Source organism: Pseudovibrio exalbescens DSM 16456, from assembly GCF_000422785.1.
Classification (GTDB): Bacteria; Pseudomonadota; Alphaproteobacteria; order Rhizobiales; family Stappiaceae; genus Pseudovibrio; species Pseudovibrio exalbescens.
This window is the reverse complement of the sequence record NZ_AUGS01000028.1, coordinates 1-26,551: the sequence shown is the minus strand read 5'-3', so window position 1 is coordinate 26,551 and position 26,551 is coordinate 1. Positions and strand designations below refer to the sequence as shown.

Annotated in this window: 13 protein-coding genes; 9 read left to right on the top strand and 4 right to left on the bottom strand. The window is 54.8% G+C overall.

Annotated elements, in window-relative coordinates; translation table 11 throughout:
• Positions 1-2 precede the first annotated feature (2 nt).
• From G512_RS0114290 to uxaC, 4 genes are all read left to right on the top strand, one after another.
• Positions 3-1,304 (top strand): TRAP transporter large permease, encoded by a 1,302-nt coding sequence (locus tag G512_RS0114290; protein ID WP_028482312.1) that lies wholly within the window; start codon positions 3-5, stop codon positions 1,302-1,304.
• A gap of 12 nt (positions 1,305-1,316) precedes the next feature.
• Positions 1,317-3,716: a glycoside hydrolase family 31 protein gene (locus G512_RS0114285; protein ID WP_028482311.1), complete on the top strand. Its 2,400-nt coding sequence runs from the start codon at positions 1,317-1,319 to the stop codon at positions 3,714-3,716.
• Between the two features lie 13 nt (positions 3,717-3,729).
• Positions 3,730-5,208 carry a mannitol dehydrogenase family protein gene (locus tag G512_RS0114280; protein ID WP_036489844.1) on the top strand — a complete coding sequence of 493 codons (1,479 nt, stop codon included), beginning with the start codon at positions 3,730-3,732 and terminating at the stop codon, positions 5,206-5,208.
• 120 nt (positions 5,209-5,328) lie between these two features.
• The gene (gene uxaC / locus G512_RS0114275) at positions 5,329-6,744 is read left to right on the top strand and encodes a glucuronate isomerase (protein WP_208975027.1); all 1,416 of its coding nucleotides are present in this window, start codon (positions 5,329-5,331) and stop codon (positions 6,742-6,744) included.
• 54 nt (positions 6,745-6,798) lie between these two features.
• On the opposite strand, the gene G512_RS0114270 is transcribed toward uxaC, so the two are convergent.
• Positions 6,799-8,625 carry an AMP-dependent synthetase/ligase gene (locus tag G512_RS0114270; RefSeq protein ID WP_028482308.1) on the bottom strand — a complete coding sequence of 609 codons (1,827 nt, stop codon included), beginning with the start codon at positions 8,623-8,625 and terminating at the stop codon, positions 6,799-6,801.
• A 116-nt stretch (positions 8,626-8,741) separates the two neighbouring features.
• The gene (locus G512_RS0114265) at positions 8,742-9,767 is read right to left on the bottom strand and encodes a hypothetical protein (RefSeq protein WP_028482307.1); all 1,026 of its coding nucleotides are present in this window, start codon (positions 9,765-9,767) and stop codon (positions 8,742-8,744) included.
• A 207-nt stretch (positions 9,768-9,974) separates the two neighbouring features.
• On the opposite strand from G512_RS0114265, the gene G512_RS0114260 reads away from it, so the two are divergent.
• From G512_RS0114260 to G512_RS0114250, 3 genes are all read left to right on the top strand, one after another.
• Positions 9,975-11,150, top strand: a complete 1,176-nt coding sequence (locus tag G512_RS0114260; RefSeq protein ID WP_028482306.1) for a GAK system CofD-like protein — start codon at positions 9,975-9,977, stop codon at positions 11,148-11,150.
• 336 nt (positions 11,151-11,486) lie between these two features.
• Complete coding sequence (gene argF / locus G512_RS0114255) at positions 11,487-12,485, top strand: ornithine carbamoyltransferase (protein ID WP_028482305.1); 999 nt, start codon at positions 11,487-11,489, stop codon at positions 12,483-12,485.
• Between the two features lie 283 nt (positions 12,486-12,768).
• Positions 12,769-13,305, top strand: a complete 537-nt coding sequence (locus tag G512_RS0114250) for a GNAT family N-acetyltransferase (RefSeq protein ID WP_051269385.1) — start codon at positions 12,769-12,771, stop codon at positions 13,303-13,305.
• Here the strand turns inward: G512_RS0114250 and G512_RS0114245 are convergent.
• Positions 13,302-13,760: an Lrp/AsnC family transcriptional regulator gene (locus G512_RS0114245; RefSeq protein ID WP_036489843.1), complete on the bottom strand. Its 459-nt coding sequence runs from the start codon at positions 13,758-13,760 to the stop codon at positions 13,302-13,304. The two genes, G512_RS0114250 and G512_RS0114245, sit on opposite strands and share 4 nt — an antisense overlap.
• A 147-nt stretch (positions 13,761-13,907) precedes the next feature.
• On the opposite strand from G512_RS0114245, the gene putA reads away from it, so the two are divergent.
• Positions 13,908-17,549, top strand: coding sequence for a bifunctional proline dehydrogenase/L-glutamate gamma-semialdehyde dehydrogenase PutA (putA, locus tag G512_RS0114240; protein WP_028482302.1), 3,642 nt, complete (start codon positions 13,908-13,910; stop codon positions 17,547-17,549).
• 241 nt (positions 17,550-17,790) lie between these two features.
• On the top strand, positions 17,791-19,245 hold the full coding sequence (locus G512_RS0114235; protein WP_028482301.1) for an NAD-dependent succinate-semialdehyde dehydrogenase: 1,455 nt from the start codon (positions 17,791-17,793) through the stop codon (positions 19,243-19,245).
• Positions 19,246-19,348: 103 nt separating this feature from the next.
• Here G512_RS0114235 and G512_RS21245 read toward each other — a convergent pair.
• On the bottom strand, positions 19,349-26,551 hold a 7,203-nt coding region (locus G512_RS21245; RefSeq protein WP_036489842.1), incomplete at its 5' end, for a cadherin-like domain-containing protein.

Below are 26,551 nucleotides of genomic sequence, written 5' to 3'. Positions count from 1 at the left end.
AACTGCAAAGCGCACTTATCCTGTTTGGCGTTTTCGCCGTGCTGGTGACGTTCGGTGTGCCGATCTCGTTTGCGATCGGTCTGGCGACGGTTACCTGCATCACCGTTTTGATGTCCTTTGATCAGGCCGTGTTTGTGGTCGCACAGCGCATGGCCACCGGTCTGGACAGCTTTACCCTTCTGGCCATTCCGTTCTTCATTCTGGCCGGCAACATCATGAACCGGGGCGGCATTGCGGCCCGCATGATCGAGTTGGCCAAGGTGCTGGGCGGGCGTTTGCCCGGCGCGCTGGCGCACTGTAACGTTCTGGCCAACATGCTGTTTGGCGCCATCTCCGGCTCGGCTGTGGCCTCTGCCGCTGCGGTGGGCGGCATCATGTCTCCGCTGCAGAAGAAGGAAGGCTACGACCCGTCCTATTCGGCGGCCGTGAACGCGGCTTCTTGCCCGACGGGCATGCTCATTCCGCCGTCCTCCACCTTGATCGTGTACTCCCTGATCTCCGGGGGCACCTCCGTTGCCACCCTGTTCGTGGCCGGTTACATTCCGGGCATCCTGATGGGGCTGGGCGTGATGATCGTGGCCGGCATCATTGCCGCCAAGCGCGGGTACCCGATCATCCCCATGCCGCCGTTCAAGGAAGTGGTCTACAAGACGCTGGACGCCATCTTGCCATTGATGCTGATCGTCATCATCATGGGCGGGATCATCGGCGGCATCTTTACCGCCACCGAAGCCTCTGCCGTGGCGGTGGTCTATTCTCTGGTGCTGGCCGTGTTCATCTACCGGGAAGTGAAGTTTACCGATCTGCCCGGCGTGATCCTTGAATCGGCCATTACCTCCTCCATCGTGCTGCTCCTGATCGGCTGTTCCATCGGCATGTCCTGGGCCATGGCGTTCTCCGACATTCCGTATGCCATTGCCGAAGCGCTGGCCAATGTCTCTGAGAACCCGCTGGTGATCATGCTGGTGATCAACCTGTGCCTGCTGGTCATCGGAACGTTCATGGACATGACCCCGGCGCTGTTGATCTTCACGCCGATCTTCCTGCCGGTGGCGACCGAGCTGGGCATGGATCCGGTGCACTTCGGCATCATGATGACCTACAACCTGTGTATCGGCATCATCACCCCGCCGGTGGGCAGCGCCCTGTTCATCTCCTGCTCCGTGGGCAATGTGGCCATCAAGGACATCATCAAGCCCATGCTGCCCTTCTACGTGGCCGTGATTTCCATCCTCATGCTCGTTACTTTCGTCCCGGAAATCAGCCTCTTCCTTCCACGCGTAATCCTCGGTTACGGCGGATAAGGGATCACGACAATGAAAGCACTCAAACACTGGTCTCATCACACCACCGACGGTAATCGCATCGATCTTGAGGTGCAAAACCGTCACCTGTTCTCGATCTTTGTTCTTGAAGACGACGTGATCCGCGTCCTGCTTCAAAAGGACAAGACCTTGAGGCAGGACCGGACGTGGTCCATCCAACCCCACGGAACGACCGTTCCGTGGGGGGGACGCTCGCGGCTTGCCACCGACGGCTTCTCGTTGCCCACCTTCAAACAGGACCTGAGCGACGAGAAACTGGTGATCGAAACCGCCAAGTTGCGTGTTACGGTGATCAAGCCTCTCGCCCTGCAGTGGGAAGCCAAGGACGAGAACGGTCAGTGGGTCACCATTGCAGCCGACCGTCCGACCCATGCCTACATGCTGGGCCTTCAAGACCACAAGAACTCGCACTTCCTGCGTCGGTTCAAAGGTGATCGCTACTACGGCCTTGGAGAAAAAGCCGGCAATCTTCAACGCAACGGGCGCCGCTATGAAATGCGGAACCTGGACGCAATGGGATATGACGCCGAGACGACGGACCCGCTTTACAAGCACCTGCCGTTCACCATCACCAAGAGTGAAAGCGGCATTGCCTACGGTGTGTTCTACGACAATCTGGCGACGTGCTGGTTCGATCTTGGCAACGAACTCGACAACTACCACGTGGCTTACCGAGCCTACCGGTGTGAAGACGGGGACCTAGACTACTACTTCACGCTCGGCCCAACCATCAAGGACGTCACCAAGTCACAGGTTCGCTTGACCGGCAAGACGGCGTTTCCTCCCAAGTGGAGCCTCGGCTATTCCGGCTCCACAATGAGCTATACAGACGCCCCCAACGCGCAAGAACAGCTTGAAGGCTTTATCGACCTGGTTGAACAGCACGCGATCCCGTGCGACAGCTTCCAGCTCTCCTCCGGATACACCTCCATCGGAGATCTGCGCTACGTATTCAACTGGAACTACGACAAGATCCCTGATCCGAAGGGCATGACGGACAAGTTCCGCAACGCCGGCATCAATCTGGCTGCAAACATCAAACCATGCTTGCTGACCAGCCACCCGATGTACGACGATTTGGCAAGCCGTGGACTGTTCATCAAGGACAGCGAAGCCGACCAGCCTGAAATCTCCCTCTATTGGGATTCCGACGGATCGCACCTTGACTTCACTAGGCAGGAAACAATTGATTGGTGGAAAAAGAACGTAACAGAACAGCTGCTTGAGCGTGGAATCGGCTCCACGTGGAATGACAACAACGAGTATGAAATCTGGGACTTCAAAGCTCAGTGTGATGGCTTTGGCAAACCAATTGACGTTGGTCTCATTCGCCCGTTGTTCTCCCTGCTCATGATGCGGGCCTCCGAAGAAGCTCAGCTCGAATATGCGCCCGAAGAACGTCCCTACCTGATCTCCCGCAGTGGTTGCCCTGGCCTGCAGCGGCATGTTCAGACATGGACGGGTGACAACCGCACCGGTTGGAACAACCTCAAATACAACATCAAGATGGGCCTAGGCCTGTCCATGTCAGGTATTTACAACATCGGACACGACGTAGGCGGCTTCTCTGGCGACCGGCCGGATCCTGAGCTGTTTGTCCGCTGGGTGCAGAACGGTGTCATGCATCCTCGCTTCACGATCCATTCATGGAATGACGACAAAACTGTCAACGAACCTTGGATGTATCCAGAAGTAACGCCGATGATCCGGGCAGCAATGCACCTGCGTCAGCAGCTCCTGCCCTATTTCTACACCCTGCTGTGGAAGGCTCATGTCAACGACGAGCCTATGCTACGTCCAACATTGATGGACCACGAGGCTGATCAGAACACCTTCACCGAGAACGACGATTTCATGCTTGGTGAAGACATACTGGTCGCATCCGTCGTGACAGAAGGCCAACGCAAACGCCAAGTATACCTGCCTGAAAATGGCGTTGGTTGGTACGAGTTCGACACCGGTATCTACCATGCAGGTGGCCAGACGATCGAGGTGGACGCACCTCTGGAACGTTTGCCTCTGTTCGTACGCGCAGGTACTGTCATTCCGCTGGCAAACGCTTTTGCCAAGAATACAACAGAATGCCACCTTGAAGAGCTGGCAGTCTTCCCATTCCAAGGAACCGGCGAGCGTACGCTCGATGTGTTCGAGGATGACGGCATCAGCCGCAAATGGGAAAACGGCGAGCACCTCACTCTCGAAATCCAGTTGACTGGCACAGCTTCTGGGAACGAATTGACCATACGCCGAACGGGTTCCATGGAGCCAGGTGAGCGTCAGGTTATTGTAAGCGTTGCGGGTCTTGGCACCAACGGTTTGGATATTCCGCTCCGCGTCAATGGGGACGCGCTACCGACCGCCTCCATGGCCTTTGCCCTCAGCGAATTCTAAAGGTTGATCACTAATGACGACAGAATTTAAGCCTCTCGATCTGAATGCGCTCCCAGCGAGCGTTGAACAACCAACTTACGATCGCACGCAGCTCAAGGCGCGCGTTGCCCATATCGGCTTTGGTGCCTTTGCCCGTGCTCACATCGCAATGCACTTGCATGAAACCCTTGCTGCAGGCGGCGGTGATTGGGGTATGCGCGTGATTGAGCTGTTCGGCACTCCCGATCTGTTCAACCATCTGGACGCCAATCAACGTCTCTACACGCTCGTGGAAACGAGCGATGAAGGCAAGTCAACCCGGTTGCTGGGTGCAGTCTGCGATACACAGCACGTTGCCCGCGATGGCATTGAAAAGCTCATCAACGGCTTGGCTGAAGAGGATCTCAAGGTGATCTCCATGACGATCACCGAAAAGGGCTACTGCGTGAGGAATGAACACCTGGATACGGATAACCCGATGATCCAGCATGATCTTGAAAACCTCTCCGCGCCCAAGACCGCCATTGGCTTGATTGTAGCTGGTCTGCGCAAGCGCCGCGAACTGGGCAACGGACCTATCACCGTCATGTCCTGTGATAACCTGCCGCATAATGGCTACCTGACCAGCATTGCAGTTCAGGAGTTCGCGTCAACGTTTGATCCGGATTTGGCCGCTTGGGTGAAAGAAAACGTAACCTTCCCATCCACCATGGTTGACCGCATCGTACCGGCTCTCACCGACGAATCCCGCGCGATCGTCCGTGACGAACTGGTTGGACAGGCTGACCCGAACTGCATTGTTTGCGAGCCGTTCCGCCAGTGGGTGATTGAAGACAACTTCACTGCCGGTCGGCCTCAGTGGGAACTGGCCGGAGCACAGTTGGTCGAAGATGTAGCTCCATTCGAAGAAATGAAGCTGCGCACGCTCAATGGCTCCCACTCCTTCCTCGCCTACCTTGGCTTCCTCGCCGGCAAGGAAACCATCGCAGAATGTGCAGCGGACCCTGTGTTCTACGCCGAGGCGCGCAAGCTGATGGTAGACGAACAGCGGCCAACGCTGGACGTACCGGGTGATGTTGATCTGATCGGCTATGCTGACATGTTGCTGAAGCGTTATTCCAACTCTCAGCTGAAGCACCGCACATGGCAGATCGCCGCAGACGGCACTCAGAAAATGCCGCAGCGCTGGCTGAACTCTGTCCGGTATCATCTGGAACACGGCACTGATCACCGCCATCTGATCCTCGGCATCGGCGGCTGGATGAACTACATCAAGGGCAAGCGTGGCGATGAGACGTACGAAGTCGTGGACCCGATGAAAGACAAGCTCGCGGAGATCGTGGAAACGTACGCAGATGATCGCGAAGCCTATGTCAACGCTCTTCTGGCTCTGGACGCCGTATTCCCGGCTGACCTTGTAGCCAATGAGAAGTTCACAAAGGCTGTTCATGCTGCCTATGCAGAAGTAGCGGACAAGGGTGCCGCACAGGCTGTTGCCGACCTCGCGAACTGATCGGGTCTCCCCCCAAGACCTCTGCGGCCGACCCCTTTGACACAGGCGCAAAGGGGCCGGCCGGCCCTCTTTCACCAATCAGCGGAGACCGCGGTCTCCCAAAGCAACAAGGGCACCGTCATGATGCAGCCTTTCCTGGGAAAAGATTTTCTGCTTGAAACGGAAGCAGCAAAGAAGCTCTACCACGATTACGCCGCCGACATGCCGATCGTGGATTATCACAACCACCTCGACCCCAAAGCCATTGCCGAGAACCAACAGTTTGAGGACATCGGCAGCACTTGGCTTGCCGGAGATCACTACAAGTGGCGCGCCATGCGTTGGGCCGGGGTAAACGAACGCTTCATCACCGGCAACGAAACGACTTTCCGCGAAAAGTTCAACGCCTATGCGGAAGTCATGCCGAAGTTCATCGGCAACCCGCTCTACCATTGGTCACATCTTGAGATGTACCGCTACTTCGGGCTTGATGGCGTCGTCTTGTCCGCCAAAACGGCAGATCAAGTCTGGGAAACCTGTAACCAGAAACTGGCACAGAAAGAATTCGGTGCGCGCGGGCTGCTGGAAATGCAGAACGTGGTAATGCTCGGCACAACCGACGACCCGGCAGATGATCTGCGCTACCACAAGCAGATCGCAGAAGACGCCAACATCTCGATGAAGGTGCGGCCAACGTTCCGCCCAGACAACGCCTTCAAGATCAACAAACCCGCATTCCCGGGCTACATTGCCCGTCTGGCGGAGACTGTTGGCTTTGACATCAACAGCTACGAAAAACTTCTGGAAGCCTTGAAGCTTCGCCTCGACCACTTTGATGCGCATGGCTGCCGCGCTGCAGACCACGGCCTCGACTGCATGCTGTTCGCGCCTGTTCCCGGCGCCACCGAGTTGGAGCGCGTCTTCAAGCTTGGCTTGAATGGCGAAACTCTGACTCTGGACGACATCACTGCCTTCCAGTCTGCCGTTCAAGTTTATCTGGCGCAGGAATACGCTCGCCGTGGCTGGGTCATGCAAATTCACGTCGGCGCGACCCGAAACAACCGTACCCGTCTGTTCAAGGCACTGGGCCCGGATGTCGGTGTGGATGGCATTGATGACCGCGAGCTTGCCAACCCGCTGAACCAGTTCCTCGATACGCTGGATCAAGACGATCTCCTGCCGCGCACAGTGCTTTACTCCCTTGACCCGACCAAGAACGAAGTGGTTGTAACAACAGCCGGCAACTTCCAGGATGGCTCAATTGGCGGCAAGGTGCAGGCCGGCACCGGCTGGTGGCACAACGATCAGCTGGATGGCATGGAACGTCAGATGACGCAGCTTGCTCAAATGGGTTTGCTCTCTCAGTTCCTCGGCATGTTGACTGACAGCCGTTCCTTCCTGTCATTCCCACGTCACGAATATTTCCGCCGTCTGCTCTGCAAGATGATCGGCGAATGGATGACAAAGGGCCATATGCCGGCGGATTATGAGCTTGCTGGCCAGATGGTTAAGGATATCTGCTACGGCAACGCAGCCAAGTGGTTCCTTGAAGACTAAAAGCTGCATCGAATGCAAAAAAGAGCCCCCTCAGGTGCCTGAAGGGGGCTTTTTTTAAGAGGAATACATCTGATTAACGAGTGATCCGTGTTTGTCCAGAACACCTGCGCGACGCACTTTGAGTGTCGCGGTTAACTCGCCAGCATTGATGGAAAGTCCTTCTCTGATGACCCGAAAGTCGCGGATTTGTTCTGCGCGCGCAACTTTCGCATTCACAACGGCAATGGCTTTATCCAATGCAACCTTCAACTGCGCAGACTCCCAAACCTCCTCCATCGACAAGCCATGTGCCTGTGCAAAATCAGCCAGAGCCTGGGGTTCCAGAGACAGCAGCGCACCCAGATAATTGCGGTTATTTCCTACAACGACTGAGTATTCTATGAGAGGATCGGCTCCCAGAAGCTGTTCCAGTTTTGCCGGAGCAATATTCTTGCCTCCGGAGGTGACGATGATATCCCGTTTGCGACCGGTTACATAAACGAAGCCATCCTCATCAATGTATCCGATATCACCGGTGCGCAGCCAACCATCCACGAGCACTTCGTCTGTCGCCTCAGGATCGTGGGAATAGCCCGAAAAGTTCGCAGGCCCCCTGGCAAGGATCTCCCCGTCCTCCGCAATCTTCACTTCCATGCCATAGATCGGCTTGCCTACCGATCCAAGTCGCGTTTCATCTGGCGAGTTGAACGTGGTCCCGCCACAACTCTCCGATTGTCCGTAGACGATGCGCAGCACGACATCGAGGCCAAGAAAGAACTTCTGAACTTCCAGCGGCAACGGTGCTCCGCCACTGATAATGATGTTTTGCTTGTCCAGCCCGATCTGCCGCTTGACCTTATCCACGACGAGTTTGCGCGCCAATCGAGCCTTCAAATCAAGAAGCGGCCCGGTTCGTTGCTTTTCAAGCTTACGTTCATGCCATTGGCGCACCGTGGTCAGTGACCAGTCTGCCAACTTGCGCTTGGCACCCGTGACGGTAGCGAGGCGCTCTTGCACCTTGTCCATCATCTTCTCGTAAACACGCGGCACTCCAAACAGGATTGAGGGGCGCACCTCTTTCAAATGCTCGGGCACCTCCGCAATTGAACGTGCAAAGTAGACGCAATATCCATGATCGCAGGATTGCACGATCGTACCCACTTGCTCTGCAACATGGGCCAGAGGCAGGTAGGAGAGGTATCGGTCATCACTGGTCATTCGCTGAACATGCGTCAAACCGTCGGATTCGGCACGCAATGCACGATGGCTCAATTGGACGGCCTTGGGCTTGCCGGTAGTGCCAGACGTATAAATCTGCACGGCGATATCTTCAGGTAACAGAGCGTTCAGACGGCGGATGCGCTCTTCTTCCAGATCTGCCGCCTTTTCCGCGCGGCCCAAAGCCATAAAGCTATCCCAGTCCAACTCTTTCTCGTCGTTGGGCTTCCCGTTAAGCTTCACCACGCAGCGCAGATGGACAAACTCGCCTCGATGTTCCTTGAGCTGATCAAGCTGCTGCTCGTCTTCAGCAATCAGAACCCGACCCTCGCTATGGCGCAGGATATACCGGATTTCATCTGGTGACGCGGTCCAATAAATGCCGGTTGGAGACGCACCGATCATCATCGCTGCGATGTCCGTAATGGTCCATTCGGGCCGGTTGTAGCTCAGGATACAGATTGTATCGCCTGCTCGAACGCCGATTGCAATCAACGCACGGGCCGCTTGACACACCTGCCTGGCGTATTCCGCCCAGCTGGTTGGCTCCCAACCTGCATCAGTGCGCACGCAGTAGGCAGCCTGAGCCCCCAGACGCTCAGAGGTCTTCATGAATGCAACAGGGATCGAAGTAAACGTGTCTTCAGAGCCAGAGGCAGCTCCCGAATACTCGGAGTAGCTCATTAACTCTCTTTCTTGGTTGTTTTATTGATGCCGATAGGGCAGCTCATGCCAAGCAAATAGGGTAATCCCAAGGCAGGATCTATCGGGATTACAAGTTAACCGCAGTTTGCCGCAGGTTATGCTGCGGTCTCTAACAATGCAGGAGCGGCATGGCCCATGTTGCCAGCGCCCAAATCAATACGCGCTTCATAGCAATCAAGGTTTTTCAGTTGCTGAACATAAGCGCGCACACTCGGTGCTTCGCCCGGCGCAAAGTAGCCACCTTCAGGCTTTGCAGAAAATGGTGTCGCTCCCACCATCACCCCTGTGATGAGCCCTGGTCGGGATAGCGGATTGATACGGCGCACATCAATTTCTTTATCCGCCGCGTCCAGCCGATTTGTCAGGACCAGAGTGGACAAGGCAAGTGCCTTTGTTGAAGGTACGACAGCGCCTTTCTTTTTGCCTTTGGCTTGACCCTTTTTCCGGGATGGAACCTCTGCAGCTGCACCTTCCATTGGCGCATCCGCTTTAGGTGCCAAGACATATGCCAGAGGACGGAAGCCGGGTTTACCGCTAACGATCACGTCGCCCTGGGTCACCAGTTGAGCTCGCGGATCTACCAGCACAGCGTTTGCAAGCGCTTCGGCCCTCTCACGATCCGGGCCTGCAATCGCGATCGCCCGCTCCCCCATGCGAATGCATGTCGCATGGCATAAAACTCCACCCTCGCTGAGCAATTCATTGGCAAATTGCTGGTGAATGAACTCTTCGATACGATCGAGATTCTCCGCGCAAGCACCCCGGGCTATACGGTGTTTCCGACTTTGGAGAAAAGTCAGACCAATGGAAGCTTGCCGCACCGCGCGAGCCTTTTTCAGATCGCGAATGCCGGTGCCCTCTCCATCAACAAGCGGCCACTGACGCCACCTGAAGGGCATTTCAACATCCTCACCTTCAAAAACCACAATTGTGGCCCCTACGTCGACCTTATCATCAGGATCAACGATGTAATTCCGCAGCCGACTCGTCAGTTCCGACAGGAGAGACGCATTGTTACTGCGCAACACAAACGAGTGTCCGTGCCGGCTCAGGACAAGCTCTTCCTGAAGAAGTTGCTTGCTGTCAAAAAGCATTTGCCGGATTTCGCGCAGTTTCATCATTGCGCTTCTGCCTTTGCTGTTCTCTTGCCGAGTCGGACGGCCCATTTGTATCAGCAGGCCCTATAGCAAGGTACCATCCAAAACTCCAGCACACCATTGCGGCTCAAAGCCCCGTGAAGAACAACGGGAACAACTTCGGCATCATTGCTCCATCCCGAAGTTCCCACTACAACCGACGCATGCCATCCCCAAACAGCTCGGTGCGCCATGCAGATTAAACGCCGTTTGAAACTCCCCGATCCGGTTCGCATCAACCGATACAAACGTGTGCCGGAGCTCGGTCCCAAACTCCTGTTTTTCAGCGGCGGCACGGCACTTAACGGCATTTCCAGAACACTTAAGGCCTACACACACAACAGCGCGCATCTCATAACGCCATTCGACAGCGGAGGCAGTTCTGCAATCCTGCGCCAAGCCTTCGACATGCCTGCCATTGGGGATGTACGCAGCCGTTTGATGGCATTAGCGGATGAAAGCCTTCTCGGGCACCCTGAGGTTTATCAGCTTTTCTCCCACCGACTGCCGAAAACAGCCAGTCACACAACCTTGCGTCACGAATTGGCAGGGCTTGTAGGTGGCAGCCATCCCCTGATTGCCGCAGTTCCTATGCCCATGCGCGGCCTGATCCAGAACCAATTCCACTATTTCGCCCTCGCAATGCCGGAGGACTTCGATTTGCGCGGTGCAAGCTTGGGAAACCTCATTCTTGCGGGCGGCTACTTGAACAACAATCGCGAGCTAGATCCCATCGTGTTTTTGTTCTCCAAATTGGTGAACACGCTTGGTCATGTTACCGTTTCCACCAACGAAAAGCTGCATCTGGCTGCACGCCTTGAAGACGGGCGTATCATTGTCGGTCAGCACATGATGACTGGCAAAGAGGTCGACCCGATCACGAGCCCCATTATCGACGTGTTTCTCACAACGTCGCTCGACAGCATGGAGCCGGTGGACGTACCATTTCCGCTGCGTCGGCAGGATCTGGTACTCGAGGCAGATCTGATCTGCTATCCGCCGGGCAGTTTCTTCAGCTCCGTACTGGCAAATCTTCTCCCACGGGGCGTTGGCCGGACCATTGCGGAAAACGGTAACCCCAAAGTGTACGTGCCCAGCCTTGGCACAGATCCGGAGTTGACCGGCATCTCCCCTACACAGGCAGTTGAGCGTCTCATCAGCCAATTGAAGAAAGACGCGGGGGCCTCGACACCCACATCGCAGTTGTTGAATTTTATTGTGGCTGATACTTGTTTCGCAGATTATCTGGATATCGGTATTCTAAAAGATCACAAAATCGAACTGGTCGCTCTGCCCTTGGCTCGTAAGAACGAGCCCGGCAAATATGACTCGCAAAAACTTGTTGATGTGTTGTTGTCTCTAACATGAAGCAAGTGACAGGCAACCAACACAACGTTGCCCAAAAGAAAAACGCAAAACTGAAAACTCTATCTAGCCACAACTGCTGGTAAGGCGTAAGATCAGTTGAACTGTTTAAGGCTCAGATCAGCAGATCTGTCGAACGCCTTTTTCATCAGGCGCAAGAATCAAGGCGCCACATGGACCAATACTCCGCTTGAACGGGTGGCACTACGATGAGCATACGACGAAACCGATAAAGCAACTTGTCATGCTTCGCAGTTGACGTCGGCTCTGTGCCAGATCCATTTTTCTTTCAAGAACAACCGAATAGATAATTCCAGATTACAGGGGAGACCAGAGGCAATGGCTTTCAACCTCAAGGGCCGTAGTTTTTTGAAAATCAAAGACTTCACACAGCGGGAACTGCTACACCTAATAGATCTTGCTCGCGATCTGAAGAGGGCCAAATACGCGGGTCTGGAACGGCAGATGCTGACGGGGAAAAACATCTGTCTGATTTTCGAAAAAACATCCACCCGGACCCGCTGCGCCTTCGAGGTGGCGGCGCGGGATCAAGGAGGACATGTAACTTACCTAGATCCCTCGGGCTCCCAGATCGGTCACAAGGAATCCATGAAGGATACAGCCCGCGTTCTGGGGCGGATGTTTGACGCCATCCAGTTTCGTGGCAAATCGCAAAGCGCCGTTGAGGAGCTCTCTGAATACGCAGGCGTTCCAGTTTACAACGGCCTGACTGACGAATGGCACCCAACACAGATGCTTGCCGATTTTCTCACCATGACAGAGCACACCGAGAAGAACCGCGGTGATATCTCTTATGCCTATCTGGGTGACGCACGAAACAACATGGGTCATTCGCTGCTGATGTTGGGGGCCATAATGGGCTGTGATGTGCGCATAGTGGCACCGAAGGGTCTGCAACCAGAGCAGCATGTGATTGATGACGCTCACCAGATCGCATCAAAGACCGGTGCAAGGATTTTGCTCACGGAAGACCCGAAGGAAGGAACAAACGGCGTCGATTTCATCCATACGGATGTCTGGGTGTCCATGGGCGAAAACGTGGACGTATGGGAAAGCCGTATCAAGTTGCTCAAGCCTTATCAGGTGAATGACGACTTGATTAAGGGCACTGGCAACCCGAAGACCAAGTTCATGCACTGCCTGCCTGCATTTCATAACCGCGAGACGAAGATTGGCGAGGAGATTTTTCAGAAGTTCGGTCTGCCAGCCCTTGAGGTGACTGAGGAGGTTTTTGAATCAGAACGCAACATCGCTTTCGAGCAGGCCGAAAATCGCATGCACACCATTAAGGCAGTCATGGTTGCAACACTTGGGTAAGGCAAGCCCTGGAAGCATAGAGCTCCGGCAGCGGTAAAAAGATGGGCGCGCGGTACCAAAAGCCGCGGCCCCGCGATGACTGGCAACACCTCGCGAGCCATCTCAACCCCGCCATCCGCAATCAACTGCCGCTAAAGTTGAATACCCAAACTGGCTGCCAACTTGCATAGCGACACAAACCTGAGGAAATTCTCGGATACCCTAGCGGCACAAGGGGCTTATCACGTGGCTGAAAGCAACCTAAACTGATAGGCCCAATCCTGTCTTCACAGTGGAGCATGGTATGGACGGATATATTTGGATGCCAATGAGCGAGGAAGCGGTTGGACGCCTGTCCCCGATCATGGAAAAGGCATACCCGCATCTTCCCGATGAGACGACCAGCTTTTACCAAAAAAGAGCGTTGTATCCGGAGGGTTGCTTTATTCTGGTTCCGGAGGCGGAGCCCGAGCATATTCTTGGATATGTCATTGCCCATCCATGGCGCCTGAATGACATCCCACCGCTGAATTCGGTTATAGAGGTTCTTCCTGGCGGGTGCGATGTGATGTACCTCCATGACATCGCCCTCATTGCAGAGGCTCAAGGCATTGGCGCGGCCCGTGCTGTCTTGACAAAACTGGACGCTTTGGCAGGACGCGACGGATACTCACAAATTGCCATAACTGCGATCCCACAAGCGGTAGACTACTGGCACAAAAGGGGTTTTGAAGAAGTTCACGTACCTCAGCTTGATGAAAAGCTGATGGAGTATGGCATTGGATCGAAGTACATGCTGCATAAGGTCATTACCACCGCAGAACCAGAGGTGGCGCGTTAGAACGCGCCGGCCCTTTCCTTCACTGGCTCCATGCATACAAACGTCGAGGTCTGCGCAACGTGCGGCATGGCCGAGATTTTTTCTCCCAGAACCTGACGATAGCTTGCGATATCTTTCGTCCGCACCTTTAGAAGATAATCAAAGCTGCTAGCGATCATGTGACACTGCTCTATTTCGCGGATGCTCCGCGCTGCCTTGTTGAATGCTTCGAGGGATTGTGAGCGAGTGTCATTAAGCTTGACCTGAACGAACGCAATATGACCCGCTGACAATTTCACAGGATCAATGATCGCCCGATAGCCGAGAATATAGCCCTTCTCCTCCAGACGCTTCATGCGCAATTGGCATGGCGTTTTGGAGAGCCCCACACGACGGGCGAGCTCCGTAACCGTGATCCGTCCGTCATCTGCTAGTATTTCCAGGATCTTGAGATCAAATCCATCCAAATCTCCCAATAGAACCCCTCCCCGCGAGCATATGATTTAAAAAACAAACCAATTGTAGTCATATTTCCGTATTTCACAAGAATTCTAGGAAACATGGCCTGCCCGGTTTTGGTAATATGCGGGAAAGTACGCAGACGATCAGCCTGGGAGAGCTTAATGGTCGCTACACTCGAAAAGTCCGATATTCGCACCACAATCCGCGCCGCCTATCTGGCCCCCGAAAGTGACACTGTCAAACAGCTCGCGGACATCATCGCTCTTGATGAGACGGAAAGGCAGGCCATTACGCTGGAAGCGACACGCCTGATCAAGGAGCTGCGCTCTACAACCACTCCCACACTGATGGAGAGCTTTCTCGGCCAATATGGTCTGTCAACTCAAGAAGGTATTGCCTTGATGTGTTTGGCCGAAGCTTTGCTCCGCGTGCCAGATCCAGATACCATCGATGAGTTGATCTCTGACAAGATAACACCGAGTGAATGGGGCGAGCATCTCGGCAAATCCAGTTCATCGCTGGTAAACGCTTCCACTTGGGCGCTCTTGCTCACTGGCAAGGTGCTCGGCAAGGACCATCAAGGTTTGACGGGGGCGTTGCATGGCATGATAAAGCGTCTTGGCGAACCTGTTGTGCGCCGCGCAGTGTCTCAAGCCATGAAGGAACTGGGACGACAGTTCGTACTGGGTAGGGATATTGCGGAAGCGCGAAAAAACGCACGCCACTATGAGGGCAAGGGATACACCTACTCCTACGACATGTTGGGCGAGGCAGCACTTACCGCAGAGGATGCCCAGCGCTATCAAACAGCCTACTCCGAGGCAATCAGCGAAATCGCTCTCGCCTGCCATTCAGAGGAAATTCGCGAAAACCCTGGCATCTCGGTCAAACTGTCGGCTCTGCATCCCCGCTATGAGTTTGCGAAGAAACAGCGCGTTCTGAATGAACTGGTCCCTCGAACGCTCGCCTTGGCCAAACAGGCACGCGAAGCCAATATGGGTTTCAACATCGACGCTGAAGAAGCTGATCGGCTTGATCTGTCTCTTGATGTGATTGAACACGTCCTGGCAGACCCTGCCCTGGAAGGGTGGCATGGCTTTGGTGTAGTGGTACAGGCCTACGGCAAACGTTGCAGCCAAGTGATTGACTGGCTCTACCAGCTTGCCCAACACCATGGCCGCAAAATCATGGTCCGTCTCGTAAAGGGTGCCTACTGGGATACGGAAATAAAGCGGGCTCAGACCCTTGGCCTGCCGGACTTTCCGGTGTTTACGCGCAAGAACAATACTGACATTTCCTACGCAGCCTGCGCCCGCAAACTCCTTGCCATGACAGACCGGATCTATCCTCAGTTCGCAACCCATAACGCCCAGAGCGTGGCATGCATTCTGGAAATGGCAAAAAGCCATTCAAAGACCGAATTCGAGTTCCAGCGCCTGCATGGGATGGGTGAAGCGCTTCATGACACCACCATGCAAGCCCACGAGACTCGGTGCCGCATCTATGCGCCTGTTGGTGCTCACAAGGATCTGCTCGCTTATCTGGTACGCCGCCTACTGGAAAACGGGGCGAATTCTTCTTTTGTCAATCAGATCCGAAACGAGGCCATCGCACCCGAGACCATCGCCGAAGATCCGATTGAACACTTCGAGACCTCTGGCCTGCCAATCCAGAACGACCGCATTGAAACCGGACCGACCTTGTTTGGTCCTGAACGAAGAAATTCCAAGGGATGGGACCTCAGCGACCCGCAAGCCCGCGACGTATATGAGCAGGAACTGACTGCACTTCGCAATACACAGTGGAAAGCGGCGCCTTTGATCGCCGGCACGGTTCAAGGCAAGCCAGCGGTGCCCGTCGTCAATCCAAGCGACCCGAAAGATCAGGTCGGTTCCGTCGCAAATGCGACCTCTTCAGATATCGAGGTGGCGTTGGCAGCTGCACAGCAGGGCACCTCCGAATGGGGGACATTATCAGCCAAGGAACGCGCTGCCATTCTCAACCGCGCTGCGACCGCCCTTGAGAACAATGCCTATGAAATTTTCGCCATTCTCACGAGGGAAGCAGGGAAGACGTATCTTGATGCCATAAACGAGCTTCGAGAGGCGGTTGACTTTGCTCGCTTTTATGCGCAGGAAGCCATTCGCTTGGAGCGCGAGCATGGCGGCATCTCACCGCGCGGGGTCATTTCCTGCATCTCACCATGGAACTTCCCTCTGGCGATATTTTCCGGCCAGATTTTCGCTGCCTTGGCGGCGGGCAATACAGTGATTGCCAAGCCCGCCGCGCCGACGCCGCTGATCGCAGCCTTTGCCGTTCGGCTTATGCATGAAGCCGGAGTGCCCAAAGCCGCAGTCCAACTGCTGCCCGGTGGCGGATCGGATGTGGGAGCCGCCTTGACGACAGACCCTCGGGTTGCCGGCGTTTCATTCACTGGATCAACCGCCACCGCTCAAACCATCAACAAGGCAATGGCGCGCCACTTGCAGCCCGACGCACCATTGATTGCTGAGACCGGTGGCTTGAACGCGATGATTGTTGATTCAACGGCTCTACCGGAACAAGCCATTCGTGATATCATCACCTCAAGTTTCCAAAGCGCAGGCCAACGCTGTTCAGCTCTGCGGATGCTGTACATCCAGGAGGATGTCGCCGACCGGTTCCTCACCATGTTGTATGGCGCCATGGATGAGCTGGAGTTGGGAAACCCGATCAGCTTGAGTGTGGATGTGGGACCTGTTATCGACAGCGCCTCTCAAAACAAGATTGAAACCCACTGCCAGAAATGGGAGGCGCGCGGGCGGCTGTTGAAGCGCTTGAACAAACCACAAATCGGGCATTTTGTCGGTCCGGCAGTGATCAAGCTCAGCGGCATTGAGGAGCTGGAAGAGGAGATCTTCGGCCCTGTGCTCCATGTAGCCACTTTCAAGGCAGATCAGATTGATCGCGTCATCGACGCCATCAATGACAAAGGATATGGACTCACATTTGGCTTGCATACCCGTATTGACAGTCGGGTTCAGCACATTGTCGATCGGATGCACTGCGGCAATCTCTATGTCAACCGCAACCAGATCGGAGCGATCGTCGGCTCGCAACCATTTGGTGGAGAGGGACTATCGGGTACAGGCCCCAAAGCGGGGGGACCACACTACGTGGCTCGCCTGATCAAAGCTCAAGTGGTGCCGGGAACCGCCCCGCACAATCTCGAGCAAGTCGGTACAGCAACACTGCAACAGGAACTGAATGCGCTCCAGGGTCAAACATGGACTGCTGACGAGCACCGGTTCGACGCTCTTGCTATGTCATTTCCAGCACTTGCCGTACTGATTGACAGGGCCCGCTCCGACCAGAGCAGGTTGTTACCGGGCCCCACAGGGGAGACCAACAAGCTCTCCAGCGCCCCACGAGGCACACTCCTATGCCTCGGTCCGGATCGGGCAGCTCTGGAAGAACAGGCTGTTTGCAGTCTTGCGGCCGGAAATGCGGCACTTCTGGTCGGCGACGGCGCATCAGATCTGGCGGACGGTTTGAAAAAACTCGGAGCTCCAGTTACAGGCGTGAACGCCGTCTTGCATGATGACGCACTGATCAAACTCCAAGGTCTTGCGGGTGTCGCCAGTTTCGCGGACATGACACTGCTCAACAGCTACAGAGCTGAACTGGCGGAACGGGACGGACAGTTGTTGCCACTCATATGTGAGCGTAGCCAACCTGAGCGCTATGCTCTTGAAAGGCATCTTTGCGTGGATACAACTGCGGCTGGTGGCAACGCTTCTCTCTTGGCCGCGGCCGAGAACTAGGTCTAGCGTATTGCGAAAAATCACCGGCACTCGTCATGGTGTCGGTGATGATGGCCAAAAAAGGTCCGGGCACGTTGGGGCAAAATCAGATCATACCCTACCAAATATGAGTGGAAACCCTTATGCGGCCTCTGCTAGAGGTAGCTCTAACACCGCTCACAAACAACGGAACTCATGAAAGCGGCTCCGCGTTTATTCATCAATACATCTTCCAACAGGGTATGGTTCGACCAAGGATCTCATGGCTGATTATTCAAAGTTTCTCAAAGAATCCAATCTCATCGGTGGTCAGTGGGTCCCCTCTGAGAGCGGTGCCACGGTAGACGTTATCAACCCTGCTACGGGAGAGGTAATTGGCAAAGTTCCCAACAGTGGCGCGTCTGAAACCAAACGCGCGATCGACGCCGCACAGACCGCCTTCAATAAATTCAAGCGAACAACAGCTACCGAGCGGGCCATTCTACTAAGAAAACTCCATGATGCGCTGATGGATAATCAGGATGCCCTTGCCACACTGCTGACCACGGAACAGGGCAAGCCACTGGCTGAGGCCCGCGGAGAAATCGCCATCGGGGCGGCCTATGTTCTCTGGTACGCAGAGGAGATCCGACGGGCATATGGCGACATAGTCCCTTCTCCGCTCCGAGGTCGACGCATTCTGGTCACCAAGCATCCAACAGGGGTGGTAGGCGCCATCACGCCATGGAACTTTCCGAGTTCCATGTTAGCCCGCAAACTTGGCCCCGCATTGGCTGCAGGATGCACCACAGTCGTGAAACCGGCCACGGTCACCCCGTACTCAGCTCTGGCTTGGGGCGTTCTGGCGGAGGAAGTGGGCTTTCCAGCAGGTGCGGTAAACATTCTTACCGGCTCGGCTCGCGCCATTGGTGGTGAAATCATGGCGAACCCGATTGTGCGAAAAGTCACCTTCACGGGCTCAACAGAAGTTGGCAAAACACTCATTCGACAGTCTGCCGATACGGTCAAGAAGGTGTCCATGGAGCTTGGCGGCAACGCGCCATTCATTGTGTTTGAGGACGCAGATCTGGACCGCGCCGTCAAAGGCGCAATGGCGGCAAAGTTCCGCAACTCCGGCCAAACCTGCGTTTGCACCAATCGGTTCTACGTTCACGACAGTGTCTACGACAAGTTCGTAGGCAAGCTGGCGGCAGCTACATCACAACTGAAAGTCGGAAACGGACTTGAGGACGGAACGGAGCAAGGCCCGTTGATTGACGATACAGCCCTCGCCAAAATGGATGAGTTCATGAACGACGCCCGTGAGAAAGGTGGGCGAATTGTCCAAGGTGGTAAGCGTCACGCACTAGGTGGCCAGTTCTTTGAACCCACCGTTATTGCGGAGGCCAATGACGCAATGCAGGTCACCAACGAAGAGATTTTTGGTCCTATCGCTGCAATCTTTCGGTTCTCCAGCGAAGAAGAAGCAATCTCCAAGGCCAACGACACCGAATTTGGTTTGGCAGCCTATGCCTATACGAAGGATTTGGGACGCGCTTTCCGCCTCAATGAGGAACTCGAATATGGTCTGATCGGGATCAATGAGGGCATCATCACCACGGTTGAGGCACCTTTCGGTGGGTTGAAAGAAAGCGGCTTGGGCAAGGAAGGCGGCCATCAAGGCCTTGAAGATTATCTGGACACCAAATACGTCGCCATTGGCGGCTTGGACCTGTAATCGAGAACTCAAGCCGCATTGCGGTTGAGCGACCAAACAAACAGAAACAGGGGGCGCCTCCCAGCATTCCCCCTGCCTCTCCTCCCCCAACCGGGAGGGTGTATCAAACGACAGTATTACTGTCTGTGCTACCGTCATCCACGGTGATGCTGACACTTCCGGGCGCACCACCGCCAAAGGCATCAATCGTCACGACATGGACAAAACTGGCTCCGTTGCTGTTGCCATCAACGTCCACAGACAAGTTTCCTGTACTGCTGTCATAGTTAACATATTCACTGACATTACCGGAGACGTCGAACAATCCGGTAAGGTCTACCACGTCTCCCTCTCCTGCGTTGTAATCCGCAATGGTATCGGCAGCATCAACGGAAGACATGACAAAGGTGTCGGCACCGGCGCCTCCCTCAAGGGTGTCTGCTCCGCCACCACCCTCCAAGCGGTCAGCTCCTTGCCCACCGCGCAGCACGTCAGCGTAATCAGACCCAATTGCAAAGTCATCGCCGGCGCCCAAGTCACCTTGAAGCCCACGCGTAGCCTGCGACAGATCGAGTAAATCCTGACCGCCTGACAACTCAAATGCATCAATGCCATCATAGTCGCGCGTGGCATCCACACGCACCACATCGTTGTTGGCTGTCCCTTCTGCTACATCATATAGGTTCGCAGACCCTGACGCGTCAGCCAGAACATCGCCGGTTACGCCGTCAGCAACGGCGTCATCTGTACCGGTATCAACAAGTTGGATCCTGTTATCGTTGCTGACCGTCACCGTTGCGGAAGCGGACGTAGTCGCAGGTGCACTTCCGTTATCCACCACATCAAAAGTCACAGGCAAAGAGCCACTATACCCCGGATCCACAGTAACCTCCCAAGTACCGGGCGTCGCTCCGGGTTGCAAAATGGCATCTGACGAACTCAGTTGGACATTGGTGACCGAAAGCGTATTGCCATCAGGATCATCCGCGCCCGCCAAGAAATCCGCCTCTGTCAGAACGAAGGTGGCCTGATCCGCTTCATCAATCACAATCGGCTGTACATCCGGTTGCGCATTCACATTGAAGCCGAAGTTGAACACATCTCCTGTTCCTTCAGTGCTCGTGGCCTGAGCTTGTGCACTGATATCGCCGAAGAAATCTGCGGGCAATGTCACTGCAACCGCAGTCAATGCAGCAATAAAGGTGGCCTCATTGGCGTAACTCGCACGTGAAAGGATCAGACTATTGCCATTCAAAGTGCCTTCGTTAAACGAAGCACCTGCTGGCAAACCGGTGAACGTTATCTCTACCTGCTCCAGAGTTTCAGGTACTGGACCAACAGCATCAGAGATTCCTGCCATAACGTTCAAAGGCACAACGATCGCCGCACCGGATTGGGCGACATCGGCAGGAGCCGCCGAAACATCTGCATCTGGTGCCGGGTCAATCGTAATCGTAGAGTTGGTTGTTTCCTGACTTTCTGGTGTAGAAAGAGTCGTGCTGACCTGTATCGGCGTGGACACACCGGAGGCTGTCTCCGTAGAAAAGTCCTGAGGGAATGTCAGGCTCAACGCATTGGCCTCAGCTACGGAACCGGTCCATTTCAAACTGCCAACATCCAGTGTTCCACCATTGGCGCTTGTCCCAGGCGGCAATCGATCAAAACTGATCTCGACGGTATCTGGTGTATTGGCATTCCCTTCAGACCCATCCGCATCCGTAATCGCTGCAGACAGTTTCAAATCCAAGGTCACGCCGATCCCGTCCGCATCCTCAACACCACTCACGTCTTCAGAAGACAACTCAATATCTGAAGTGTCCGTCACGACTATCGAAATTGGCGCGCTTTCGTTTCCGCCCTCATTCGTGGTCGCGGAGAAAGTGCCGGATATGGGCTGTACAGGGTTGGTTGTCGAAAAGTCAGCCGGCAGCGACAACGCCAGATTCGGCAGTTCACTTGCCGCTCCAGTATACGACAATACACCGGAACTTATGTTCGCTTGCGAGAACGACACTCCGCCATCCGTAGAAAACTGCGAACCAGCGGGTAAGTCATTGATCTGTAGCGAGATTGTATCGAGCGTTTCCGACCCATCCACATCACCCACTGTCGCGGTCAAATAAGGACTTAAGGCAATGAGTAATGGCGCGGCTCCAGACGACGTTTCACTCTCAACAATAGGTAAGGTGGAAACCGCAAGATCTGGTGTCGGATTTACAGTGATAACCAGATCCGCAGGTGCAGATTCTTCCGTGGCATTGGCCGCAGTTTGATCACCAACAGTTGGCTCGGAAGCAACTGACACCACCTTCAAGGTAACGGTATCTGAGCTATCAGGTGCTGGAAGGAACGATACGTTGCCTATGTCCGCGGCCGGAACCCGCACCTCGCCCGGGCCGGTTCCAAAGGTTGAACCGTTCACCAGTATCTGAGCACCATCGGGGATATCCCGGATCACATATTCCGCAATAACCTCATGAGGATCTGTCACATCCCCGGATATCGAGAGTGGGATCTCGGTGTCTTCGTTGGTTACTGCATCGCTCGCTTCAACCGTGGGTACATCAGCATCTGGAAGAACCTTGAACAGGAAGTCCGCCTGGCCTGTGTTTGTGTCTCCATTACTAAGTTCCAACGTGTTCACATGCACGGTCAATCGCACTTGGTCAGGCAAAGATACATCCAACCCATCCGGTGTACGCGCATGCTCGTCGCTCAAACCGATTTTTACGGATGCAAACTCCGAAGGCGTCAAGGTGAAGCTGCGCAATCCATCTGGGCCAATGCCATTGTCCAGTCCGGCAGAAACGGTCAGATAAGCCGGCACACCCGACAACGTGATGTTATAGACTTCCGAACCGTCCTGATCCGGTGTTGAGGCACTGACGACACTGGCCAGTAACTGGTCCATGTCCTCCAGCGTTTCAACAAGAGGCAACACATCCGCACCATCAACGCCCGTTGGCAAGCCAGGATCAAAGTCAATGTTCCCAACATCAGCAACCGCTTCCACCCGGATTGTCCCGTTTCGGGTCGTGGTCGCCGTATCCCCATTCGGTTCCATCGAAGTCGCCGTGATGGTGATTGGGAACTCACCATGCAGTTGGGCTGTCGGCTGGAAGTTTAGCGAGTTCAAATCTGCAAGAGGCACCTCATAACCTAGTACACCTCCGGATGTGCTTGTGGGTACCAGTGGCGTTCCACCCGCATCAGTAATAACCCCATCACTTGCATTTATGGTTATCACGGCAATGGGGCCAAGAGTTTCACCCGGATCGACCAATCCAACACTCGCATTAAGCGGAATAAGTGTGTCTTCCAAACCTGCCATGCGATTGACGGTTACCGTTGGTGCGTCCGCAACCGGCTCTACATCAATGGCTGTTGTTTGCTCAACACTGTTGGCAAAACCACACCGGACATTGAGAGAGAGCGATGTCGTCGAGATCTCACTTACCCCATCAAATGGAGTATTCGCACTCGAGACATGTTCGGGCAATGTAAGTGAGAACACGGTTGATGGTGTAACCACAGCCGGATCTACTGAGTACGATCCAGTGACCGGATTGAACACCAATGCGGCAGGATCACTTGCAGTCAGTGTTGAGCCAGCAGGAATGCCATCCAGATCAACGGAAGTTTCGTCCGGCAGGCTCGACCAATCTCCGCCATAGTTATTGAGTTGGAGCGTAAAGGTCAGGGCTTGATCCTCGATGCCATTCAGCGGAGATTGACCGTCCGTCGCATCAACGAGCGTCACGTCTGGCACAGGCGGCAGATTGTCAATATCACAGCCCGGCCCGCCTCCGCCGGTTACATTCTCTACATGAACGTAAAAATCACCCTGAGCTATCGCGACACCTTTGAGTTGAGAGGCGTCGGTCAGATTGGACCCTGCGGGAATGCTCTCATCGTTCTCAACGACAATCGCTGTCAGTGTGAACTTGTAGTCCGTATCTACACCAACATTTCGGGGCACAAACTGGAGGTTTCCAATGTCGGCCGCAGAAACAATGACCGCGCCAGCTCCTGTATCAATGCCGTTCTCGAACGTAACCGCAGGCGTACCGGTTGTAAGACCGCCGCCTTTAGGTACATCCGCAAGAGCATCTCCTGTAATCACGAAGTAGATGTTCTCCGACCCATCATAGTTGATGCCGTCTGGCAGGATTTCAGTCATCATCCCACCCAGACGCGTGGCCGCTCCATCAACACCGCCCTTGACAGTGTCCAACAAGAAGGCGCCGCTATCATCCCCAACATAGGCTTCTGAGGCTCCGCCAGCCGGTACGGAAATCGTAGGCGTATCCGCTATTCCCTTAACCTCGAAAGTTAGCGTACCGGTCTCGGTTTTAGTCGGACCTGTTGGGTCTGTAGCCTCCCGCACTTCGTACTGAATACCGAGAGAAAAGTCTTCGTTGCTGTCCTTGGGCGGGACAACAACGAAGTTACCGATCTGATCTGCCGGGATTGTAATGTTACCGCCAGCATCGAGGAAAATTTCCGTGGAGGTTCCCGAAGATGGGTCATCCAGGAAGAACCGAGCGTTAACACCGGCAGAATTCGGCAAACCAGTGCCCAGTGAGATGACCACATTCCCAGTAAGCTCCTCCGGAGACTGATCCCGGTCATCAATCAAGTTGCCGTCCAGCTTCGGATTGAACCGCTGATCCTCATCAATCTCGAAGCGCTGATTTGGCCGGCCGCCATCAACGGTAGGAACAACCTCGATGATGAGCGGGGCTTCGACGTTTTGTCCCAATTCACCATCATTAAGCTCGCGGGTTGTTACTCGCGCCTCAATCGTCGTCGAACCATCTGGGCTGCGCATCGGCTCACCTGTAGATGGGTCAGCCGTCAAAACGCCGGAAAAGTGCGTTGGGACGCCGGAGATGACCGCTGTCTCCCATTGCCCGTTCTGCAAAGACCAACTTGTCGTTCCCGTTGCGGGATCGACTGACGTGAGTTTTGCAGGGTTGAGGCTCCCCCCGGCATCGCGGAAATAGACAACCATTCCCTTGGGTATTCCCATCAGGACGACAGCTTCTATGGTTTCCGAGCCATCGACATCCGGGTTAATCGGCAGAAGAGGGATATCCATAATCCCACCTGAGCCATCAACCACGTTCTCTTCAACGGACGTTGGGTTTGGCAAGACGGACGGATCATTGACCGCCTCTACGTCAATATCGACACTCACAGACACTTGGCGTGAATCCTCAACAGAGCCGCCGGCATTGCGCGTGTCCACAACCGTCATCTCGACGCCAATATCACCGAAGAAGCCACTGCTGTCCTGTCCGGGCAAGGCATCAGAAGCATCGGCGTCCCGATCATCATGGGCCAACGGCGTCAGTGTCAGCGTCCCATTGAACTCGGTTGTTCCCGGAACAAGATCAAGCACCAGATTTCCGGTTGACTGATCATAGGTGGCGCTTTGTATTTTGGCAGCATCTGCGCCGAATATGGCTGGGTCGACCGCACCGCTTGGTTGATATGGGAACCAACCATTTGGAATGCAGACAACAGTGATGATGGAAATGTCTTCCGAACCATCCGTATCTGGCGTACTTGCGGCAATCTGCAGATCTACACTGGAGTCCTCGTTGATCTCCACTGTTGGTGTCTTGTCTCCAGGTTGCACCACAACATCGGAATCCGGGTCATTTTCCGGAGTGGTCACAAACCCATCTGACGGCGGCACAAGTGTCACCGTCAATTCAGCTTCCGCTTTTGGCTGCACGGTTACTTGTGTACTGAACGGCTCCACCAAGGTGTTGTCGGATGTATCGTATTCGTTATCGCCGCTTTGAGTGACGGGGGTGTCCGTCTCCTTGACCTCAACAGTACCTGAGATGTCAAAAACACCACTGAAATTCTGCGGATAGGAAATACGAAGGTTCTGCACGAACCCTTGGAACTGGGCGTCAGAAACCCCGTCAGGCTGCGTGATCTCATAGGTTGCCGAGGTCGCATTGCTGCTGATCAAGGCGATATCGCCTCGGTTTGATGAAGCGCTAGAGAACAGGTAAACGTCGTTGCCAAGATTGAAGCTATCGCTTGCGGTCTCAGCCAACGTAATTGTTACGGTTATGGTGCCATAGCTCTCAGAGCCATCTGTATCCCCAAGGCGCAAACGATTGAAGCGCAAGCGCGACTGACCGACCGAGTTGAGGTCCTCATTTGTTCTTTGATCGCTCACGCGAATGTCCGGATCATCAATCACCGCATCGACGTCAACCTCCACCGTATCACTTGCTGTTTCAGAGTCGGAGGTAAGGCCACTTGCGGTATCAATCGACGTCACCGTCGCCGTCATATCACCGCCCATCAACGTGCTGACATCCAGATCTGTATCGCCAGAAGGCTTCATGGTCAGACTACCCGACCAAGTCTGAAGGCCCGGCTTCAAGGTGATGGTCAGATCTCCCGTTGCACTATTGTAAGTGGCGCTCTGAACATCGCTGCCACCAGAGGCAAAAGCGCCGGAAGCAACGGTATTGCCACTTGAGAGGGCGACCCATCCGTCCGGTACGTTTGAAATGACAATGGTGCTGAGGCTTTCAGATCCATCTTGATCAGGCGTTTGCGCACTGATGCTCACGGTGAACGGCGTATCTTCCTTGGCAATCACCACATCACCAGCGGTGTCGACAGCTGTCACGCTCATGGTGATTGTTGGCTCGGCAATCGGCAACACATTCACCTTGAATGTGGCCGTATCACTGCCTTCATTCGAGTTGGCAGTCACTTCCCCGCCAATTACACCGGAAAAGTGCTCCGGCAGGTCCGTGATGGTGAGTGCGGTATACTCCGCAAGCGTTCCTGTCCATACGCCAGTGTTGCCATCGTAGCTGCCAGCATTAAAGCTTGCTGTATTGGGCAAACCAGAGAATGTGATAGAGACCGGTTCAACCAACTGCTCGGAAAAGTCGCTATCCGTAATGGCAAGACCGAGATTCAACGCGATCGACCCACTGTCTTCATCGACCGTCTTGTCCTGAGCAGTGATGTTGATGTCTTCCGTTGCTGCGATATCAATTGTGGAGTTGACAGTAACTTGGCCTTCTGGTGTCGCCACGGTGGTGGAGACTGCGATGACCGTCTCTGCCGTTCCAACAGGAGAACTTTCGGTTGAGAAGTCTTCAGGGAAGGTGAGCGCCAGCTGATTGGCCTCGGCCACACTGCCGGTCCAGCTCAGCCCTGCCACATCCAGCGTGCCCCCATTGGCCGTGGTGCCATCGGGCAGCCGGTCAAAGGTGACCGTGACCGTGTCGGGCGTATTGGCGTCTCCTTCCGACAGGTCCGCATCGGTGATCGCAGCGGC

Excerpts from the sequence above, each read along its gene's own strand:
- G512_RS0114285 (WP_028482311.1), top strand. The coding sequence starts at position 1,317 with ATGAAAGCACTCAAACACTGGTCTCATCACACCACCGACGGTAATCGC.
- G512_RS0114280 (WP_036489844.1), top strand. The coding sequence starts at position 3,730 with ATGACGACAGAATTTAAGCCTCTCGATCTGAATGCGCTCCCAGCGAGC.
- uxaC (WP_208975027.1), top strand. The coding sequence starts at position 5,329 with ATGATGCAGCCTTTCCTGGGAAAAGATTTTCTGCTTGAAACGGAAGCA.
- G512_RS0114270 (WP_028482308.1), bottom strand. The coding sequence starts at position 8,625 with ATGAGCTACTCCGAGTATTCGGGAGCTGCCTCTGGCTCTGAAGACACG.
- G512_RS0114265 (WP_028482307.1), bottom strand. The coding sequence starts at position 9,767 with ATGATGAAACTGCGCGAAATCCGGCAAATGCTTTTTGACAGCAAGCAA.
- G512_RS0114260 (WP_028482306.1), top strand. The coding sequence starts at position 9,975 with ATGCAGATTAAACGCCGTTTGAAACTCCCCGATCCGGTTCGCATCAAC.
- argF (WP_028482305.1), top strand. The coding sequence starts at position 11,487 with ATGGCTTTCAACCTCAAGGGCCGTAGTTTTTTGAAAATCAAAGACTTC.
- G512_RS0114250 (WP_051269385.1), top strand. The coding sequence starts at position 12,769 with ATGGACGGATATATTTGGATGCCAATGAGCGAGGAAGCGGTTGGACGC.
- putA (WP_028482302.1), top strand. The coding sequence starts at position 13,908 with ATGGTCGCTACACTCGAAAAGTCCGATATTCGCACCACAATCCGCGCC.
- G512_RS0114235 (WP_028482301.1), top strand. The coding sequence starts at position 17,791 with ATGGCTGATTATTCAAAGTTTCTCAAAGAATCCAATCTCATCGGTGGT.